The following is a 21,401-nucleotide window of genomic DNA, read 5'->3' on the forward strand; positions in this document are numbered from 1 at the left end:
TTGGTAAAAATTACAAAACAATAAGATTTACACTTAATTAATGTATAAATGCAAAAAAAGCATACTCTGAGAATAGGAATGATTTTAGATAAAACATTTCCGCCAGATCCAAGAGTTGAGAATGAAGCCATAGAATTAATTAATGCCGGACATGAGGTTTTTTTATTTTGCTTAAATTATCATAACCAAAAGTCAAAAGAAGTAATAAATGGAATTAATGTTGTAAGGTATAAATCAAACTTAATTGAATATAAATTATCTGCCTTAGCTTATGATTTTCCTTTGTATTCTTTTTTAATGAAAAGAAAAATTAAAAGATTTTTAAAAGAAAATAAAATTAACTCTATTCATATTCATGATATAAGAATTGCAGAAGCTACTTTTAAAACTCAAAAAAATACAAACCTACCTATAATATTAGATTTGCATGATAATTTTCCTGAAATAATGAAATTTTATCCGCATATGAAAAAATTTCCTGGAAAATATATAATATCACCCAAAAGATGGAAGAAAAAGGAGGAATATTACATTAAAAAATCTAACAAGGTAATTACGGTTTCTGGTGAGTTCAAAGAAGAAATTGTTAAAAGAACTAAAGTTAATGATGATAAAGTGGTGTTAGTTCCCAATACAATTAATCAATCTTTTTACAATAACTATACAATTAATAGCACTATTATTGATAATTATAAAGATAAATTTGTGCTTTTATATTTAGGTGATACAAACTTAAGAAGAGGACTCTTAACAGCTATTGAATCAATTAATAAGCTTAAAAATGTAATTTCAAATATTAAACTGGTAATAGTAGGGAAAAACACTACAGATTATATTTTAAAAGAAAAGGTAAATGAATTGAAACTTAATGATTATGTTGATTTTGAAGGATGGAAAAATGTTGATTTATTCCAGTCTTACATTTTAACAAGTTCTATTTGTATTTCTCCTTTGTACAGAAATATTCAGCATGATGTAGCTTATGCAAATAAGCTATTTCAATATATGAGTTTTGGTAAACCTTTATTGGTTAGCAATGCTACAGCCCAAAAGAATTTAATTGAAAGAATAAACTCAGGATTAGTTCATGAAGAAAAAAATGTAGATGATTTTATAAATAAGGTTATAACATTATATAAAGACATAAGTTTAAGAAATGAATTAGGAAAAAATGGAGAACAGTTTGTAAAGAATGAGTTTACATGGGATAAAACTTCTAAAGAGTTAATTGATCTTTATAACAACTTACTACATTGAAAGTTTTAATTCTAACATATTATTGGCCACCGGCAGGAGGGTCAGGAGTACAACGTTGGTTAAAGTTTGTAAAATACTTACAAGGTTTTGGTATTGAACCAGTTATTTATACGGTTAAAAATCCGAATTATCCAATTTTAGATGATTCGTTAGAAAATGATGTGCCGAAAAATATTAAAGTTTTAAAAACGCCCATTTTTGAACCTAATGATTTTTTTACCATTTTTAAAAAGAAAGAAACCAAAACAAGCGCAGGTTTTTTAGAAAGTAATCCGTCTTTTGTAGGAAAAGTTCTTCAATATATCAGAGCCAATTATTTTATTCCAGATGCACGAAAATTCTGGATCAAACCTTCTGTAAAATTCTTAAAAGAGTATTTAAAAAATAATCCAATAGATGCAATTATTACCACAGGTCCTCCACATAGTTTACATCTTATAGGATTAAAACTTAAAAAAGAACTAAATTTAAAATGGATAGCTGATTTTAGAGATCCGTGGACAGATATTGATTACTTTCATCATTTACCTCTAACTGAAAAGGCAAAAAAGAAGCATTGTAAATTAGAAGAAGAAGTTTTATATAATGCAGATGCTGTTTTAGTAGTGGGAAAAACAATGAAAGATAATTTTCAACCGTTTTCAAAAAACATTCATGTAATTACTAATGGATATGATACTAAAAATAACAATGAGAGTGAAGTTGTTTTAGATGATAAATTTTCTATTACTCATATTGGTTTGATGAATGCTGATAGAAATCCGATTGTATTATGGCAAGCCATTACCGAAATTTCTCAAGAAAATAATGAATTTGCAGAAGATTTAGAAATCAAGTTGGTAGGAAGTATTGCTAAAGAAGTTCAGGAACAAATAAATAAGTTAGCTATAAAGAACATAACTCAAATACCCTACGTTTCACATCAAAAAGTACAAGAGTTTCAAAAAAAATCGCAAGTTTTGTTGTTGGCAGTAAATAAAGTGCCAAGCGCTAAAGGAATAATTACAGGAAAAATTTTTGAATATTTGCAAGCTAAACGGCCTATTCTGGCTATTGGTCCTGAAAATGGTGATTTGGCAGATATTCTTCAAAAAACTAATTCCGGTGTTATAGTTGATTTCAACAACAAAGAAAAACTAAAACAAGTATTGTTACGTTTTTATGAAGATTATAAGAATGAAAAACTAAACGTTTTATCAAAAAATATAGAACAATATCATCGTAAAAATCTAACAGAACAATTATCAACCATACTTAAGCAAACCATAAATTCTTGAAAAAAATAGTAACCATATTAGGAGCGCGACCTCAATTTATAAAAGGAGCTGTTTTAAGCAGAGTAATAAAAAAACACAACAAAATTGAAGAAGTTATTGTTCATACAGGTCAGCATTTCGATGCTAATATGAGTCAGGTTTTTTTTGATGAAATGCAAATTCCTCAGCCAAAATATAATTTGGCAATCAACGGATTGAATCATGGTGCCATGACTGGGCAAATGCTTGAGAAGATTGAAAAAATTTTAATGGATGAAAAACCAGATGCTGTTGTGGTGTATGGTGATACCAATTCTACAATTGCCGGAGCGTTGGCAGCAAAAAAGCTTCATATAAAAGTGGTGCATATTGAAGCAGGTTTACGTTCTTTTAATATGAAAATGCCTGAAGAAGTCAATAGAATTTTAACGGATAGAATTTCAGATTTGTTAGTTTGTCCAACTGATAAAGCAGTTTCTAATTTACAAGATGAAGGATTTAATGATTTTAGTATAAAAATTGAAAAACATGGTGATATTATGAAAGATGCCATGGATTTTTATTCAAAACTATCCGAAGAGAAATCAAACATAATTCAAGATTTAGCTTTAACTAAAAACCAGTTTGTACTTGCTACCATCCACAGACAAGAAAATACAGATTTTGAAAATAACTTAAAAGAAATCTTTGCAGCTTTAGATGAAATTCATGAAAAACTAACTGTAGTTTTACCATTACATCCACGAACCAAAAAAATGTTAGATCAATTTAATATACGTACAAATATTAAATTGATTGATCCTGTTGGATATTTTGATATGATCAATTTATTAAAGAACTGTAAAATGGTCTTAACAGATAGCGGTGGTTTGCAAAAAGAAGCTTTTTTTAATAAAAAGCATTGTGTAATTATTAGAGAAGAAACTGAGTGGATAGAATTAGTTAACGAAGGTTTTGCAAAATTAACAGGAGCCAATAAAAGTAAAATAATTACTGTTTTTAAAGAATTTATACATACAACAAAAAACTTTAATGTTGATCTTTACGGAACAGATGTTGGAGAAAAAATATATACATCTATTAAACAATTAATTCAATAACAACTTGGGCATAATTTTTAAACAATCGTTCAAAAATACCTTAATAATTTATTTAGGATTTATAGTAGGAGGTATAAATACCATTTTTTTATACCCAAGAATTTTAGAATCTGATTACTACGGATTAACATCATATTTATTAGCTTATTCAAACCTAATAATGCCACTTACAGCATTTGGTATTCAGTATACAATTGTCAAGTTTTTTTCATCCTATATTAATAAAGAGGAAAAGGATAGGTTTTTAACAGCATCTGTTTTCTTACCATTATTAATAGCGCTTCCTATTGGTCTTTTATGGAGTAATATTCACACTTTTATAGTCAATAGTTTAAATAAAGAAAATGCTATTGTGGAAGATTATACTATTGTTATTTATATAGTAGCTGTTTGTTGTGCTTATTTTGAAGTGTTTTATTCTTGGGCAAAAGTACAATTACATACAGTATTTGGTAATATTTTAAAGGAATTTTGGAATAGAGCCATGGTAATGATGTTACTTGGAGCAGTATTTATGAATTGGATTACTAAACCAGAGTTTATTTGCATACTTACCGCTACATATATTTTAAGAACGTTATTAATGATGGGATATGCCTTTTATTTATATCTACCAAAATTTAGTTTTAAACTCCCCAAAAATTTTAAAGAGATAATAAAATATTCAGGATACATCATTTTAGCAGGTAGTGCTAGTGCTATAATTTTAGATATTGATAAAGTTATGATTCCTGATAAAGAAACGTTTGAAAAAGCGGCATATTACACCGTTGCTGTTTTTATAGGATCTTTTATAGAAGCACCAGGTAGAGCAATGGCACAAATTTTACAACCCTTAACCTCACAATCACTTAATGAAAACAACAGTGTTGAGGTTGAGAATTTATATAAGAAAAGTTCTATAAATTTATTATTAATTGGAGGCTTGTTCTTTTTGTTGGTAAATTGTAATATAAGTGAACTATTTAGAATAATGCCTGAAAAGGGTTATGCAGGTGGTGAGTTAGTTGTACTTATGATTTCTAGCATGAAGCTTTATACCATGTTTTTAGGTAATAATACGTCCATAATTGGAAATTCACAATTTTATAGAATTACATTACCAATTGGCGTAGGAATGGCTTTATCAGTGTATTTACTCAATAGATTATTTTATTTCAATTTAGAAATGAGTACAGATGGTTTAGCCTTATCAACTTTAGTTACCATTTTTATATTTAATACCTATAAAATTTGGTTTGTTAAAAAGAAATTTGGCATGACTCCTTTTACGGATAAAAGTTGGCAAATGATAGCGGTAATAATAGTTTTATTTGTTGGGTTTTATTTTTGGAATTTTTCTTTACCAAAGTTTAGTTTTAATGGCTTTCCTCTTCACCCACTGCTTAATATTATTTTAAAAAGTGTAATAATAGTATTGGTATATTTATTTTTAGTTTTCAAATTAAAAATATCTTTTCAGGTTAACATGCTGCTTAAAAAAATTATTAAATAAAAAAGGCTCAACAAAGTTGTTGAGCCTTTTTTTGAAGTTTATGAAATATAGGGGGGGATTATTTCACTTAGTCAAATAAACAGTTTTTTTAACTAAAACAAGTTAACATATGTTTAGTTTTAGTTGTTTTAACATTTATTTAAGAAAATATTTTTTTTCTGATACGACTAAGTTGAACTGGTGTTATGTTTAAATAATTAGCTATTTGGTATTGGGGTAGTAAGTTTTCAATCTCTTGAATTTCTTGTTTTAATAATAAATATCTTTTAGTAGCATCAAATAAACACAGTTCATCAATTCTTTTTTCAGATCTAATGTAAACTTGTTCTAATATTTTGGAATATACTCCTAAAAGCTCGCTATTTTGTTCGGTTAAATTAATAAATTCATAAAAGTCGCCTTTATAAACTTCACAATCTGTTAAACAAACATAAGATGCGTTAGATACTTCTTTTTTTATTAATGAAGTTAAGGACCCCAAGGCTTTATTAGTTCTATACAAGGTTCTAATAAACTCATTTCCTTCTTCATTTTTAATAAAACAACCAGCTATACCAGATTTTATTATATAAAAATTCCTCGTTGTTTTCCCATAATCTACTATAATATCACCTTTTGAATATTTTTCTTTATGAATTAGGGATTTAAATTGATTTATTGATTTTTCTGAAACATCATTACTATAACTTGTAAGATATCTCATGGCAATATCTTTTATTTCACCCATAGTAGTTTTTTCCTCGGTTTAGTTTTAAAGATTAAATATAGCTAAAAATTCAATTTAATTGCTTCTAATACCGTTGTAGTATTTCCTCCTTCCATAAAAAGAAGGTCTAAAATAGAAAGATTAGAAATAAAACCGTGTTTGTCATCAAACATTTGAACATACGGATTCATTTGGATTTCTATACCTTTTTTAGCAATAGCTAAGTCTCTAAAGTCATTATTAGTTTCAATTTCATAGGATAAAGTTTTAACAAAACTTTGTGAAATTTGTAAAGCATCTGCTACAAATAGGTGAGCATCAATATTTACATCTAATAAATACTTGTACTTTTTATTAAAAATAGAAGATAAGTCATCTTCAAAAAACTCAAAAAAAGGTGAAGCTCTATAAGCAGTTTGTAAGGATTTAAAATGCTGACTTTGCCAAGGAAAATCATTTTCTACTAAAGTATCTTTTGTTTTTTTTCTTCCCTGAATGGCTGTATGCTTAACAGGTATGTTTAATGATAACTTACCATTTGCACCGTAAATATAACATCTGTTTCTATAGGTTTGCTTTTGAAAATTATCTTCAACTTCAAAAGTCACATTATCAGTCTTTAATATTGCTGCATATTGAGCAATAGGAGCGAAGTATGTTGGTATAAAAAGTGCCAAATATTATGCTTTTTTCTTTTTTGGTTTAAAAATACTGAACAAAATAGCAGCAATAACTACCATAGCAATCCAAAAATATGATTTTGACTTACCGTTAGAAACCGTGGTAAACATTCTATCCCAACGTATAGAACCTGTTTGAGCATCCCAACTAAACCAAACCATAATAGGTTTTCCAACCACATGATCAAAAGGTACATAACCCCACGCTCTGGCATCTAATGAGTTTTGACGGTTGTCACCCATCATCCAGTAATAATCTTGCTTAAAAGTGTAAGTATTTGCTTTTTTTCCGTTGATATAAATATCATCATTAAAAATAGTCAAATCATTATTTTCATACCTACGGATGATTTGCTCATAAAAAGGAATTGTTGATGCATTTAAACCTACAGTATCTCCTTTTTTAGGAATATAAATTGGACCAAAATTATCCATTGACCAGGCATATTTTGGGTTGTGTGGAAAAATAGTTTTTTCATAATATCCTGCCGGAGTTAACTGTTTTTCAACACTTTTTACTATAGGGTTTTTTCTCAATTCTGCTGCTTCAGCATCTGTTAGGTTCAAGAAAAATTTACCATCTTTAAAAACCCTACCTTCTTGAGCCATGTTGTATTTAAGTATGGTTTCCCTGTCAAAGTTTTTTCCTTCGGTATCCACAACATGCATCCATTGTGGTTGTGCGCTTTCTGGTAAAACGGTGCGTTTTCCGTTAATAAATACATATCCGTCTCTTACAGATAAAGAATCTCCAGGAATACCCACACAACGTTTTACATAATTGGTTCTTTTGTCAATTGGTTTGTAGGTGTATTTACCTGATCTGTCATTCCACATCCATTTTAAGCTATCTGCTGGCCAACTGAAAACAACAATATCATTTCTTTTTATTTTTTGAATACCTGGTAAACGCATGTATGGTAATGAAAGTTTGTTTAACCAAGAATTTTCATAGGTTTCTTCATCACTGTCAGATAAATAAGATTTTATGCCTAAAACCGGAATAGTATCATGAACCATAGGAGCTGACACCGTAGTCATAGGTACACGTGCACCATAATGAAATTTACTTACAAATAAATAATCACCAATTAATAACGTTTTTTCTAAAGATGAAGTTGGTATGGTGTATGGCTGAATAAAATAAGTGTGGACTAAAGTTGCGGCAATTACTGCAAACGCAATTGAACTGATCCATTCTCCAATTCCTGATTGAGGTTTTAAGCTTCTATCTTCTTTATATTTTGCATCCGTAAAATAATTGATGTAATAAAGGTATAATCCTAAAGTTAAAATGGCTAACCAAGTGTCTTTTGTACTATTAAAGCCAAAACTTCTGCAAGTTTCTACCCAAATAATAGGGAACATTAAAAGGTTAACAATAGGAATAAATAATAGAATTACCCACCATTTAGGTCGTTTTATAATATCCATTAAAGCAATGGCATTGTATACTGGTATAGCAGCTTCCCATGCTTTTCTTCCTGCTTTTTCGTATAGTTTCCAAGTTCCTAAAAAATGAATTACTTGAATTATTAAGAATAAAATTAACCAACCTGTTAATGACATGATCTTTATTTTTTATTACTGTTTATTGTTTGTAACAATAATTAGTATTGGTTTTTTGTGTTTGTTACTTTTTTACTAGTGTTTTAACCTATGTTTAACACATCTTTCATGGTAAACACCCCAGTTTTATCTTTTAACCATTCTGCAGCAATAACTGCGCCTAAAGCAAAACCTTGACGATTGTGAGCTGTGTGTTTTATATCAATTGTATCAACCTCAGAGGTGTAAGTGATTGTATGTGTGCCCGGTACATCTGGAGTTCTAACAGCAGTAATAGGAATGATTTCTTTAGATGATTTTCCGTCTAGCTCCCATTGGGTTTTATCAGAATTTTCAATAATTCCTTCGGCTAAAGTGATAGCAGTTCCACTTGGAGCATCTAATTTTTTTGTGTGATGAATTTCTTCAATAGAAACATTATATTGTTTTAATGAATTCATCATTTTTGCCAGTTGCTTATTTAATTCAAAAAAGATATTTACACCAAGACTAAAATTTGAAGCATAGATAAAAGCACCCTGGTTCTTTTTACAGAGATTTACAATGTCTTGATATTTATCTAACCAACCAGTTGTACCTGAAACTACAGGAATGTTATGTGTTATACAATTGGAAATATTATTATATGCAGAGGTAGGAATACTAAAGTCAATGGCTACATCTGCTAATGTAATATCATAAGTTTCCTTTCCGGAAGTTTTAATAACAATTTCATGACCTCGTTGTAAAGCAATCTTTTCAATTTCTTTACCCATTCTTCCATAACCAAGTAAGGCTATTTTCATTTTTAAAACGAATATTTTAAAGTTACACCAACTTTTGGGGCATCAGATAAATGATAATCAGGAATTGTAGTAGGACTAATAGTTAAGTTGTCATTTGTGTCAAACTGAATTAAATGAGCTGTTACACTAGCCTCAACAATTTGTAAAACATAAATAAGCACAGTAGAAAGTAAAGAAAGATCTCTGTTCTTGCGCAATTGTTTTTGTGCACTTTCCAATCCGGTACTAGATATTAGCTGAACTCCATTAACTGTAAACTCATCTGGTAAACCGGCTAATCTCCTTTTGTAAGCTGTTCTATATCTATCGTATTCGTTGCTATTATCAATATAATAATAAATACTCACTCCTAAACCACCATAAATTAGAGGCAATTGCCACCAATATCGGTTATTATATATTTGACCCGCTCCTGGAAAAATAGCAGAATAAAAAGCTGCTTTTGAAGGAGATAATGGGTTGTATTCTATTTTTTTAATTTGTAATTGGTTAACTTCTTTTACCTCTGTACTGTCTTTTTGAGCATAGGTATGAATGCTAAAAAAAAAGGTAAAAAGTATGTAGTATATTGATTTCAATTACTTTAATAATTTTTTAATTCGATTAAAATCTTCAATAGAATCAAAAGGAATAGAAATTTTACCTTTTCCTTTATTGTTAACCGAAACATCAATTTTAGCACCAAAAAACTCATTTAGCCCACTCATGCTATTAGAGATCATAAAAGGTAATGGTTTTTTAGAGGTATTCACTTTTTCGGGTGTTCCTTCTTTTAAATTTCTAACCAAATCTTCAGTTTGACGAACCGAAAGTTTATCTTTTAAGATCTTTTTATAAATAGTTAATTGATCACTAATACTTTCAACGTTAATTAAAGCTCTACCATGACCCATTGATATAAACCCATCACGCATTCCTGTTTGAATAATAGGGTCTAGTTTTAATAAACGTAAATAGTTTGTTACTGTAGAACGCTTTTTACCTACACGGGTACTTAATTCTTCTTGAGTTAATTGAATTTCATCAATTAAACGCTGATAAGAAAGTGCAACTTCAATAGGATCTAAGTTTTTACGCTGAATATTTTCAACCAAGGCCATTTCTAGCATTTCTTGGTCGTTTGCAATTCTAATGTATGCAGGAACTGTTTTGTTACCAATTAATTTTGAGGCTCTAAAACGACGTTCTCCAGATACTAATTGAAACTTGTCTTCTGCTAATTTACGTACAGTAATTGGTTGAATAACCCCAAGTTCTCTAATAGAACCAGCTAATTCTTGTAAGGCCTCTTCATCAAAATAGGTACGTGGTTGAAATGGATTTACTTCAATTAAATTTAAATCTATTTCAATAATATTTCCAACTACTTTATCTGCATTCTTATCTGATGCAGATGTTACTTCAGCAGTTTCTTTTAACAAAGCCGATAATCCTCTTCCTAATGCTTGCTTCTTTGTTGCTTTTGCCATTTTTATTTTTTGTTTATAATCTCTGTAGCTAAATGAATGTAATTTTCTGCTCCTTTACTAGTTGCATCATAAGAAATGATACTTTCTCCGTAACTTGGAGCTTCACTTAAACGAATGTTTCTATGCACAATAGTATCAAAAACCATAGAGCTAAAATGCTTGCGTACTTCCTCTACTACTTGGTTAGACAAACGTAAACGAGCATCGTACATGGTTAGTAACAATCCTTCAATGTCTAAGCTTTGATTATGAATTTTTTGTACACTTTTAACGGTATTTAATAGCTTACCTAAACCTTCTAAGGCGAAATATTCACATTGAATAGGGATGATTACTGAATCAGCTGCAACAAGAGAGTTTAAAGTAATCAATCCTAAAGATGGAGCACAATCAATTAAAATATAATCATAATCATCTTTAATATCTTTTAATGCTTTTTTAAGCATATATTCTCTTTCTTTCTTGTCTACCAATTCTATTTCAATAGCTACCAAATCTATATGAGCAGGAATCAAATCAACATTTGGTGATTCAGTTTTGACTATAGTGTCTCTGGTATTTACAGTATGCTCTAATACTTGGTAAGTACCTAATTCAACACTTTCTACATCAATTCCTAAACCAGAAGTTGCATTTGCCTGGGGATCGGCATCAATTAATAAAACCTTCTTTTCAAGAACACCAAGAGCAGCGGCTAAGTTTACCGATGTGGTAGTTTTACCTACTCCTCCTTTTTGATTTGCAATCGCAATGATTTTACCCATACTTTAAGTTATGTATTTACAAAGACGTAAAATTACAATTATTTATGACTTTTAAAAGTGAAAGATGTTAACAAATATAACATCACTGCAAAATAGAAAAACCACGGAAACTTCCGTGGTTTTTTATAAAATATTTTAAATTTTATTAGTTGTTTAACATAACTGGCATTACTAACATAGTAACTAGTTCTCCTTCTTCTGTTCCGTCTATAGGCGTTAAAATTCCTGCACGGTTAGGTAAACTCATTTCAATTAATACATCGTTAGAGTTTAAATTGTTTAACATTTCACTTAAAAAGCGAGAGTTAAAACCTATTTGCATATCGTCTCCTTGGTAATCACAGCTTAAACGCTCATCTGCTTTATTTGCATAGTCTAAATCTTCTGCAGAAATATTTAATTCTGTTCCTGCCATTTTTAAACGAATTTGATGTGTCGTTTTACTAGAGAAAATAGAAACACGACGTACTGAGTTTAAAAATGAAGCTCTGTCAACTGTTAATTTATTTGGATTTTCTTTTGGTATAACAGCTTCGTAGTTAGGGTATTTACCGTCAATTAAACGACAAACTAATACAATATTGTCAAAAGTAAATTTAGCGTTGGTATCGTTATACTCAATGGTTACATTATCTTCAGATCCTCCTAAAATCCCTTTTAATAAATTCAAAGGTTTTTTAGGCATAATGAATTCGGCTGTTTTGTCTGCAGTAACATCAGTACGAGTATATTTTACCAATTTATGAGCATCGGTAGCAACAAAAGTTAAATCTTTTGAGCTAAACTGAAAGAAAACACCACTCATTACCGGACGTAAATCATCATTACCAGCAGCAAAAATTGTTTTAGAAATAGCTGTTGCTAACACATGTGCTGGTACCTCTGTACTACTTGGAGACGGTAATTCTACAGCTTTAGGAAATTCTTCTCCATTATAAAATGCCATATCGTATTTTCCTTGCTCAGAGCTAATTTCAATGGTATTTTCTCCTTCTGTTTTAAACGTTAAAGGTTGATCTGGAAACGTTTTTAAAGTATCTAATAATAAACGCGCATTAATTGCTATTGAGCCTACATCTTTACTTTCAACTTCAATAGTTGAAGTCATAGTGGTTTCTAAATCTGAAGCAGATGCTTTTAATTGATTTTCTGATAGTTCAAATAAAAAATTATCTAAAATGGGTAAAGTGTTGTTGCTGTTTATAACGCCACCTAAAACTTGTAATTGTTTTAATAATTGTGAACTAGATACAATAAATTTCATTCGTTTTTTAACTAAAAATTAGATTTACAAATATATTCTATTAAAAGTAGAATTAAAATTATTTTTTTAACACTTTATCCACCGTTTTTCAACTAATTAAAAAGATAGTTGATTTGAATGCTTCCATACCAATTACTGTTTGGAACATGAAAGCTTTTTAATTTTTTGGTGTGATAGAAAATTGAGTATCCAAAATTAAACCTGTTTGCTGTGAATCTCAAACCAATTTCTGTTGAAAATTTGAAAGGTTTAACATTATAGGTAACAGGACTATTATTGTTAAAAAAACTCCCTTCAATAGTAGCGTCGTATGCCACTAAACTAATCATAGGTTTAAAATAAATGAACACCTCAGTATTGTTATGGTATAGAGTATTTTGGTTGTTTAAGTTACTCTTAAAAGCTATAGAATTTGTAATATTTTGAAGCGGTTTAAAGCCAATTCTACCAAAAAAACCAGTAGAAAAATCAGTGTAAATGGTTCCAATTCTAGCATCATTATTCCAGCTTAAGTCAAAAAACGAATCGTTTCCTGTTAATTTTTGTAGGTAACTAGCATTGAAATTTAAAGATAAAGCATCTTTAATTTGATAATCCCAACCCGTGGCTTCAGCAAAATCATAGGCTCTATGAACTATGTCCATTAATTCTCTAGCTTTTGCTGATTCACCTAGAACTCCTGCTTGTATGGTGAACTTAAAAAAAGAATTATTTTTATAAAAGTTACTTATACCAAAACTACCGAATAAATGTCCCGCAAAAGGACGATCATGTTGGTCTACACTTTGTACAACTGCTTTATAAGGGGTGTACATTTCATGGCCTATTGTTATTTGATAGATCTTTTTCTCAATACGTTCAGAAGTCTTGTTGCTTAGGTAGCTGTAATTAAAAAACATTCCGTTTGTGTAATATCGGTCTCTGTAGGTTGAAATGTAGAGGTCGTTATCATTTATAAAGCTGATTTCTTTTGAATATTTAGATTGAGCTAAGGCGCTAATCGATAGTAAAAGTGCTAAGAGTAGAGTAGTTTTTTTCACGATCACAAATATACAATAACAAAAAATAAATCGTAATTCTTAATCATAATTACTACATTAGTCTTTCTTAATTTTAATGATAACTATGGAGGAAAAGCCTAGACTTACTGCTGAAGATTTTGAGCGAGCTTCTTCTAATGAAGAATTATTGCAAATAATTGAAGAAAAGAACATTCCGTTTGGAAAAGTAGAAAAAGAATTACAGTATGAGCAAGAGCTTAGAAAATTGCAAATAGAATTAGTTAAACTTCAACACTGGGTTGTAAAAAATCAAAAAAGAGTAGCTGTAATCTTTGAAGGAAGAGATGCAGCAGGAAAAGGAGGTAATATCCGTAGATTTATGGAACATTTGAATCCGCGTTCTTCACGTTTAGTAGCTTTAAGTAAACCAACAGAAGTTGAAAGAGGACAGTGGTATTTTCAACGTTATATTAAAGAATTGCCCGATTTGGGTGAAATTGTATTTTTTGACAGGAGTTGGTATAACCGTGCTGTGGTTGAACCAGTAATGGGGTTTTGTAATGATAAACAATATCGAAAGTTTTTATTACAAGTGCCTGAATTTGAACACATGTTGTATGAGGATGGTATTGTAATTATAAAATTTTGGCTTTCAATTACCAAAGAAGAACAATTAAGAAGATTCAATGCTAGAGAAGATAACCCATTAAAAAGATGGAAATTTAGTCCGGTTGATAAGAAAGGGCAGGAGTTATGGGATAAGTATACTTTTTACAAAGATGAAATGTTTACCAATACGCATACAAGTTATTGTCCTTGGACTATCATCAGAACCAACAATAAAAAAACAGCGCGTTTAGAAGCAATGCGTTATGTGTTGTCTCGCTTTGATTATGAAGGTAAAGAAGAAGCAATGACAAATTTAAATCCAGATCCAAATGTGGTAATGCGTTACTACAGATCCATCATACAAAATGATTAAAATGTTAAAACAAGAGCTGACAACAGAAGATATAAGAAAATTGAATTCAAAAAAAGGCTTAATGGCAATTTTAATGAGAGAGCCATTAAATATAGATAGAGCTTTACGGTATGTGAATTACCTTGATAAATTACAAGAGTTGCAAGTAGAATTAATTAGAATGCAAACTTGGGCAATTCAAAATAAAGAACGAATTATAGTACTATTTGAAGGAAGAGATGCGGCGGGTAAAGGTGGAGCTATTCGAAGAATTACAGAGAGAATCAATCCGCGTCATATGCGTATTGTTGCGTTACCAAAACCAAGTGAAGAGCAAAAAACACAATGGTATTTTCAACGTTATGTAGAGCAGTTTCCAAAAGCAGGAGAAATGGTGTTATTTGATAGAAGTTGGTATAATAGAGCTGTAGTAGAGCCCGTAAATGGTTTTTGTACTGAAGAAGAATATAAGATTTTTATGAAACAGGTAAACGGATTTGAAAGAATGATATTACAATCTGGCATTCGTTTAGTTAAAATATATATGTCTATTTCAAAAAAAGAACAAGCAAAACGTTTTGAAGATATTAAGAACGATCCTTTAAAGCAGTGGAAAATGACTAGAGTAGATGAACAAGCACAAGAGTTGTGGGATTCTTATACAAATTATAAAAAGAAAATGTTTAAAAAAACGAATACAGAGCTTTCTCCTTGGAAAATTATTAAAGCTAATAGAAAAACAGATGCTAGAACTGCTTGTATAGAGCATATTTTAAATAGTATTCCTTACGATAAAAACACAATCATTTAAAAAAGCTTGCACTTACAAGCTTTTTTTTTTGGATTGAACTGTTACATAATTATAAATTAAAATATTTCTTAAATTTAAATTACTCAAAATCAGTACTTTATATATAAATTTAATTGAGGTAACAATATTGAACTAAGAGTTGTAAGAACGCATATATCTTTGTAGTGTAATTATGACAAAATGAAATCGTTGGGGGACTTTTTCAAGAGTTTGATTACTTAGAGAAAAGGAAGTAAAAAAAAGCACTCATTTGAGTGCTTTTTTTTATGTCTATTCTAGATCAGTATATAATTCAGCAATTTTGAAATTTGTAAATAGGTTACATAACTATAATTATAAATAAAAATAAGTGTTATATTTTTGATTATTAGTTGTTTATAAAGATTTAATACATAATGTAACAATATTAAAATAGTAAATTGTAGATCAGTAATATCTTTGTAGTGTAATTGTAACAGATTGAAAATGTTGGGGGACTTTTTCAGTATGTTGATTACAAAGAGAAAAAGGAAGTAAATAAAAAAGACGACATTTAATGTCGTCTTTTTTATTTTTTAATTGAATATAATATTTAAAAGAACTAAATTGTTTTAAGAGAATATATAATTCAACAATTTTGAAATTTACAAATAGGTTACATAAGTATAATTATAAATAAAAATAAACATTATATTATTGATTATTAGTTGTTTGTAAAAGTTTTTTAATGATGTAACAATATTAAAATAGTAAATTGTAGATCAGTAATATCTTTGTAGTGTAATTGTAACAGATTGAAAATGTTGGGGGACTTTTTCAGTATGTTGATTACAAAGAGAAAAAGGAAGTAAATAAAAAGGCGACACTTAGTGTCGCCTTTTTATTTGCTATTGTCCCGTCCTGAAATAAGTTGAGTTAATAAATGCTAATGTCAGAACTAGTTAATAGTTAGTTATTATTTTTTAAGTTGGTTAGTAATTTCTTTAAAAATTAAAAAAATCTCACCAGCAATTTGTTGACTCGTTTCTAAATATTTATCAGCTTGTAATTGCATTCCGTCAAATTCTTTTGGGTCTTTGTATGGTAAATGAAAACGATGAATTGCTTCTGGAATCAAAGGGCAGTTTTCATCTGCATTACTGCAAGTTGTAATTGCAATAAAAGGTTGTTTGTTTAAATCATTATCATAGGTTTTGGAATACCCTAATATTGATTTATTTGTATTTTTAAAAGTGATTAAATATCGTGGGTTTTGATGTGAAAAATCTATTACATTAAAGTCAAAACCAGTTTTTTGAAGGCTTTTTACCGTATTTCTATGAAAAGCAGTAGCTTCTGTTCCTCCAGAAAAGCAAAAGATATTTTTTAACTTGAAATATTCAGAAGCATAAAATGCCCACACCTGTGCTAATTGACTACGTCTGGAATTGTGTGTGCAAATAAAATTAAGGTTAACTCTTTTCTTTTGTGTTAATTCTGCTACAACTGTATTTGCAATATTGTTTAATAAATCTTTTCGATTTGTAGTCGTTTCAATATTGTTTTTAGCGTTTTCGAAAAAAGTTTTTGTTTCTATTACTTCGCTTTTAATCATACTTTCTTTTAACTTTTAATATCATCTTTGTGTATTTTAGCAGCAGTTTTTTAATTAACAAAAGTAAAAGTTGTTTTTAGTATTTGATTTAAGTTAAGGTTAAGGATGTGTTTAGAAATTGGTAATAAAGTAGCAGTTTTGGATGATGTTATTAAGGGGTTTGTAATAAAAGTTAATAATAACAGTGTTATTGTTAAATCTGAAGACGGAATGGAGTATGAGTTTTTAGCTTCGGAATTGGTAAAAATTGAAGAAGATCAACATCAGCTTTCAAAATACATGAATATTAATAATCAATTTTTAAAAGATAAAATTCACGAATCAGCTAAAAAGAAACAAGTTTTTAAAAAGCAAAAAAATGAAGTAGTAATGGAGGTGGATTTACATGCTGAAAAATTAATGAAATCAACCAAAGGACTAGATACTTTTGATATATTAACATTGCAATTAGAAACAGCAAAGCGAAAAATAGAATATTGTGTTCATAAAAAAATATCAAAAATTGTTTTTATTCATGGTGTTGGAGAAGGGGTGTTAAAAACAGAGCTCCACTATCTACTAAATAAATACCCAGTTGAATATTTTGATGCTTCTTATCAAAAATATGGTTTGGGGGCTACAGAGGTATATGTATATCAAAATTCATAGTTTTTATAATAGTTGTATTTTTGCGCTGTAAAAATCTACTTATATGAAAACAGTTTATTTAGATAATGCAGCTACTACTCCAATGGATGTTGAGGTAATAAAAGTAATGCAAGAATCTATGTTAACTAATTTTGGTAATCCATCTTCAACTCATCAATTTGGTAGAAAAGCAAAAGCTGTAATTGAAACTGCTCGTAAAAACATAGCAAAACATTTCAATGTTTCTTCTTCTGAAATTATTTTTACATCAAGTGGTACAGAGGCAAATAATTTAATTTTATATAATGCAGTTTTAAATTTAGGTGTTAAACGTATTATAACTTCAAAAATTGAGCATCATGCAGTTTTACATGTTGTATATTATTTACAAGAAACATATAATATAAAGGTAGATTTTGTTAATTTAAATGAATTAGGTGAAGTTGATTTACAAGATTTAGAAGATAAGTTAACACTAAGTGCTGAAAAAACATTAGTAAGTTTAATGATGATAAATAATGAGATTGGTAACATTTTACCTATTGATAAAATATCATCTCTTTGTAAAAGCAATAATGCACTTTTTCATTCAGATACAGTGCAGGCAATAGGGCATTACATAATTGATCTACAAAAAAATCCTATTGATTTTATCACTGCTAGTGCACATAAATTTCATGGCCCTAAAGGTGTTGGTTTTGCTTATTTTAATAAACAACATACAGTTAAACCTATGTTGCATGGAGGGAATCAAGAAAAAGGAGTACGATCTAGTACAGAAAATGTACATGCTATACTAGGTATGGAAAAAGCTTTGAAAATTGCCTATACTAATCTTACTAAAGATTTACAACAAATAACTGAAGTTAAAACATATTTCATTAATAAACTATTAGATGTCAATTCGCAAATAGCTTTTAACGGACTTTCATCTCAGTTAGATAAATCAAGTTATACTATATTAAATGTAAGGTTACCACTTAAAAATAATATGTTATTATTTAATTTAGATTTAATGGGAATTGCTGTTTCTGGTGGTAGTGCTTGTCAAAGCGGAAGCAGTAAGGGTTCGCATGTGTTGACTGCTATTTTAAATGAAGTTGAAGCTAAAAAAACTTCAGTGCGCTTTTCATTTAGTAAGTTTACTACAAAACAAGATGTTGACTATGCTTTACAAAAAATAAGCAGTTTTTTATTCTAATTTTTTGACAAAAAGAGAAAAAAAATCAATTTAAAGTAATTTTAAGAGAGGTTTTGCTCGTTGCCTTAAAATGTTGTGTTATTTTAAATAAAGTATCTTAAATGTTTTTATTTGAGGTGATCAAAATAGTTTTAAACTATAATAATTGAAAAAGTATAGTTTAATAATATGAGTTTTGTTAAACTATGTTAATAAAAACTTATTAATTTTACACCGCATTTATATGTGACTTTTTAAAATTAAAAGTGTCTAAATAGTAGAAATTATTAATTAATAAAATAATGTATATTTGCACAAAATTAAATTCCCTCAAAAACAATAGATTATGTAATTAATACATTCTATTAAGAGAGAAAATTTACTTCCTTATTTAACATATTCCCCCTCCCCAATAATTCAATTTTTTATTGATGTGATTTTGTTGTGTTTTTTAATACAATAAGTTTTAATGCGTTTGCTTAAAAAAATAAAATAATAAGGCTGTCAATACTGTATGAAAAATTATTACCCCTTAATCCCTAGTAGTAAAGAGGTTATTACTTTTTTACTATTTTTTGCTATGTTTAATGTTTCGGCTCAAACCGTTACCCTCTGGTCAGAAAATTTTGATAGTTATGCAAATAATGCAATATCAGGTAATGCTAGTGGTGCTTCTTCTTCAGGTTGGACCTCTCAAGCAGGAGCTTCTGTACAATCAGGATTAATATCAGCAACTCAAACTAATGCTAACGGGTCAGATTTAGCTAATCCCTTAGAATGGAGAACAAATACAATTAATATTAGTTCATATACCAATGTTCAGTTTAGCGTATCAGTAAATGCTTTCAACCAAAATGAGTTTGAAGATAGCGGATCAGCACAAGATCAATTTAGTTTGCAGTACAGAATTAATGGAGGTTCTTGGGTTACAGTGGTTGTAGGTTCAGGTAGTGCAGGTAATCCTGTAACAGGTTTTTCTCAACCTGTAAACGTGCCAAACGGAACAACTTTAGAGATAAAAGCAACGTTTCATAATACAGCAAATAATGAAACTTATACAATAGATAATGTATTAGTTACAGGTGAAGCTTTAGAGGTTGATACAGATGGAGATGGTGTTCCGGATAATGTTGATTTAGATGATGATAATGATGGTATTTTAGATGTAAATGAGCAAGCATGTGATGAATCACAAACATCAAATCCTACTTCAGGTAGTGGAGTTTATAGAGAATCTATATATATATTTGACTGGGCTTCAACATCCTTATCAGATGGGATTCAAAATGGAGATACTCATACTTTTACATTAATAAATGGTATTCAGGCAACGTTTACTTTTTCTAATGTTTCTAATACTACAGCAGGATCTACATATGTACCTACAGATTTAAATACTTGGTCAGGTTCAATCATATATCAGTTATATGATACAGATGGTATGTCAGAAGCTTTGTATGGAGCAAATGCTCAAGATGTTAGCTTTGATGTTGCTGTAAATGTAACAAAGAATGGTTTACCGTTTCCTTTTGATCTTTTAACAATAGATTCTGAAGCAACAAATGGTTCAGGAGAGTTAATAACGTTTACTACCGATGGAGAAGCTTTTCAAGTTTTAGAAGAATATAATGGAGGAGGAGTGTGGACTGGAGAAGGTACAAATACAATTACGGCACTCAATACAGAAAGTTCGGGAGGTAATACTATATTTTATACAACAAACCCATCAAATATAAATGTTTCTATAGATGCAGGAGGAAGGCAAGGTATTGCCTTCGGGTTGTATTTAAGATATTGTGATTCTAATGAATCAGGAATTCCAGATTATTTAAATACTGATTCGGATGGAGATGGGTGTCCAGATGCTATTGAAGCTTCAGAAAATGTATTACAAAGTCACCTTTTACCAAATGGTAGTATTGATATTTCTTCTACTGGAGGAGTTGATAGTAACGGGGTTCCAAATTTGGTTAATAATGGAGGAAGCGCAGATGTTGATTCAGCTCAAGGTCAATCGTCTAATGCAGGTGTTAAAACTGCTTCTACAATAACAATTGATAGTGATTTAACAGTAAATACACCGTTATGTGAAGGTGAAAATGCTGAATTTGATTTTTCAGCAACAGGTATAGATGAAGGTAATCCTGTTCAAAATTGGGTATATCAGTTACAAAAACAAAACGGTAGTAATTGGGATAGTATAGGAACTTTAGGTACTTTAACAAACGGTGTTTCTGAAAGTAAAACCATTGTTTTAAATAATGTACAAGCTACAGATTCGGGTGTATTTAGAGTAATTTTTACAAACTCAAATAATTCTTGTGAACACATATCTCAAGAAGTTAGTTTAATGGTAAAAAGTAAACCTACCCCACCTACTATAAATGTAGTAGATAATTGTGATGGAACAAGTACTTTGACTGCTTCAAATTATACTGGTGTATTATTGTGGAGTAATGGTGAAACGACAGAGTCTATAACAGTAAATACAGTAAACACCTATACTATAACTCAAACAATTGATGGGTGTGAAAGTGATGCAGCTTCAGCTAATTCAATAATAAGATGCGCCACAGTAACTATTGGAGATGTAACAGTTTCAGAAGGCGATAATGCGATTGTTCCAGTAACCTTAAGCAACCCAAGTACAGAAGACATTACAGTAGAAGTAACGGTAGACGGAGTAGTTTACACGGTAACCATTACAGCAGGCGCTACCACAGGAAGCGTAACAGTTCCAACGACGGAAGATACAATCTCAGGAGAGGCGGACGAGGTATTTGCAGCAACAGGAGTTGTAACCAGCGGAACTACCACCGGAGCCGTAACCGAAGGATCGATAACGGTACAAGATGATGATAGTGCTCCAACGGTCACTATTGGAGATGTAACAGTTTCAGAAG

At 29.8% G+C, this 21,401-nt stretch carries 19 protein-coding genes; 9 read left to right on the forward strand and 10 right to left on the reverse strand.

Annotation, left to right across the window (positions count from 1 at the left end):
- The first annotated feature begins 48 nt into the window (after positions 1–48).
- The 4 genes from SLH33_RS10155 to SLH33_RS10170 are packed head-to-tail and all read left to right on the forward strand — an operon-like array spanning position 49 to position 5,108.
- Complete coding sequence (locus tag SLH33_RS10155) at positions 49–1,257, forward strand: glycosyltransferase family 4 protein (protein WP_320418982.1); 1,209 nt, start codon at positions 49–51, stop codon at positions 1,255–1,257.
- Positions 1,254–2,534 (forward strand): glycosyltransferase family 4 protein, encoded by a 1,281-nt coding sequence (locus SLH33_RS10160; protein ID WP_320418983.1) that lies wholly within the window; start codon positions 1,254–1,256, stop codon positions 2,532–2,534. Before SLH33_RS10155 ends, SLH33_RS10160 begins: the two co-directional genes overlap by 4 nt.
- Entirely contained in the window at positions 2,531–3,613 is a 1,083-nt protein-coding gene (gene wecB, locus SLH33_RS10165) for a non-hydrolyzing UDP-N-acetylglucosamine 2-epimerase (protein WP_320418984.1), read from the forward strand. Before SLH33_RS10160 ends, wecB begins: the two co-directional genes overlap by 4 nt.
- A gap of 4 nt (positions 3,614–3,617) precedes the next feature.
- Positions 3,618–5,108 carry a lipopolysaccharide biosynthesis protein gene (locus SLH33_RS10170; RefSeq protein WP_320418985.1) on the forward strand — a complete coding sequence of 497 codons (1,491 nt, stop codon included), beginning with the start codon at positions 3,618–3,620 and terminating at the stop codon, positions 5,106–5,108.
- Positions 5,109–5,247: 139 nt separating this feature from the next.
- On the opposite strand, the gene SLH33_RS10175 is transcribed toward SLH33_RS10170, so the two are convergent.
- The 9 genes from SLH33_RS10175 to SLH33_RS10215 form a co-directional block, all read right to left on the reverse strand.
- On the reverse strand, positions 5,248–5,835 hold the full coding sequence (locus tag SLH33_RS10175) for a Crp/Fnr family transcriptional regulator (protein ID WP_320418986.1): 588 nt from the start codon (positions 5,833–5,835) through the stop codon (positions 5,248–5,250).
- Positions 5,836–5,876: 41 nt separating this feature from the next.
- A complete protein-coding gene (locus SLH33_RS10180) occupies positions 5,877–6,491 on the reverse strand; it encodes a WbqC family protein (RefSeq protein ID WP_320418987.1) in 615 nt (204 codons plus the stop codon).
- 3 nt (positions 6,492–6,494) lie between these two features.
- On the reverse strand, positions 6,495–8,063 hold the full coding sequence (gene lepB, locus SLH33_RS10185; RefSeq protein ID WP_320418988.1) for a signal peptidase I: 1,569 nt from the start codon (positions 8,061–8,063) through the stop codon (positions 6,495–6,497).
- A gap of 83 nt (positions 8,064–8,146) precedes the next feature.
- Complete coding sequence (gene dapB / locus SLH33_RS10190; protein WP_320418989.1) at positions 8,147–8,848, reverse strand: 4-hydroxy-tetrahydrodipicolinate reductase; 702 nt, start codon at positions 8,846–8,848, stop codon at positions 8,147–8,149.
- A gap of 2 nt (positions 8,849–8,850) precedes the next feature.
- Positions 8,851–9,426 carry a DUF5683 domain-containing protein gene (locus SLH33_RS10195; RefSeq protein WP_320418990.1) on the reverse strand — a complete coding sequence of 192 codons (576 nt, stop codon included), beginning with the start codon at positions 9,424–9,426 and terminating at the stop codon, positions 8,851–8,853.
- The gene (locus tag SLH33_RS10200; protein WP_320418991.1) at positions 9,427–10,317 is read right to left on the reverse strand and encodes a ParB/RepB/Spo0J family partition protein; all 891 of its coding nucleotides are present in this window, start codon (positions 10,315–10,317) and stop codon (positions 9,427–9,429) included.
- A gap of 2 nt (positions 10,318–10,319) precedes the next feature.
- Positions 10,320–11,081, reverse strand: coding sequence for an AAA family ATPase (locus SLH33_RS10205; RefSeq protein WP_320418992.1), 762 nt, complete (start codon positions 11,079–11,081; stop codon positions 10,320–10,322).
- Positions 11,082–11,226: 145 nt separating this feature from the next.
- Complete coding sequence (gene dnaN, locus SLH33_RS10210) at positions 11,227–12,345, reverse strand: DNA polymerase III subunit beta (RefSeq protein ID WP_320418993.1); 1,119 nt, start codon at positions 12,343–12,345, stop codon at positions 11,227–11,229.
- A 92-nt stretch (positions 12,346–12,437) separates the two neighbouring features.
- Positions 12,438–13,385: a lipid A deacylase LpxR family protein gene (locus tag SLH33_RS10215; protein ID WP_320418994.1), complete on the reverse strand. Its 948-nt coding sequence runs from the start codon at positions 13,383–13,385 to the stop codon at positions 12,438–12,440.
- An 85-nt stretch (positions 13,386–13,470) separates the two neighbouring features.
- On the opposite strand from SLH33_RS10215, the gene ppk2 (SLH33_RS10220) reads away from it, so the two are divergent.
- The gene (gene ppk2 / locus SLH33_RS10220) at positions 13,471–14,328 is read left to right on the forward strand and encodes a polyphosphate kinase 2 (protein WP_320418995.1); all 858 of its coding nucleotides are present in this window, start codon (positions 13,471–13,473) and stop codon (positions 14,326–14,328) included.
- A 1-nt stretch (position 14,329) separates the two neighbouring features.
- Positions 14,330–15,118: a polyphosphate kinase 2 gene (ppk2, locus tag SLH33_RS10225; protein WP_320418996.1), complete on the forward strand. Its 789-nt coding sequence runs from the start codon at positions 14,330–14,332 to the stop codon at positions 15,116–15,118.
- A 934-nt stretch (positions 15,119–16,052) separates the two neighbouring features.
- Here the strand turns inward: ppk2 (SLH33_RS10225) and SLH33_RS10230 are convergent.
- Positions 16,053–16,691, reverse strand: a complete 639-nt coding sequence (locus SLH33_RS10230; RefSeq protein ID WP_320418997.1) for a hypothetical protein — start codon at positions 16,689–16,691, stop codon at positions 16,053–16,055.
- A gap of 105 nt (positions 16,692–16,796) precedes the next feature.
- Here SLH33_RS10230 and SLH33_RS10235 point away from each other — a divergent pair, with 105 nt between their 5' ends.
- The 3 genes from SLH33_RS10235 to SLH33_RS10245 form a co-directional block, all read left to right on the forward strand.
- Positions 16,797–17,339 (forward strand): Smr/MutS family protein, encoded by a 543-nt coding sequence (locus tag SLH33_RS10235; protein ID WP_320418998.1) that lies wholly within the window; start codon positions 16,797–16,799, stop codon positions 17,337–17,339.
- A 43-nt stretch (positions 17,340–17,382) separates the two neighbouring features.
- Entirely contained in the window at positions 17,383–18,519 is a 1,137-nt protein-coding gene (locus SLH33_RS10240) for a cysteine desulfurase family protein (protein WP_320418999.1), read from the forward strand.
- Positions 18,520–19,012: 493 nt separating this feature from the next.
- Positions 19,013–21,401: CshA/CshB family fibrillar adhesin-related protein (locus SLH33_RS10245; protein WP_320419000.1), on the forward strand; the 2,389-nt coding region annotated here is incomplete at its 3' end.

The sequence above is a fragment of the Tenacibaculum sp. IB213877 genome (assembly GCF_034043975.1).
Lineage (GTDB): Bacteria > Bacteroidota > Bacteroidia > Flavobacteriales > Flavobacteriaceae > Polaribacter.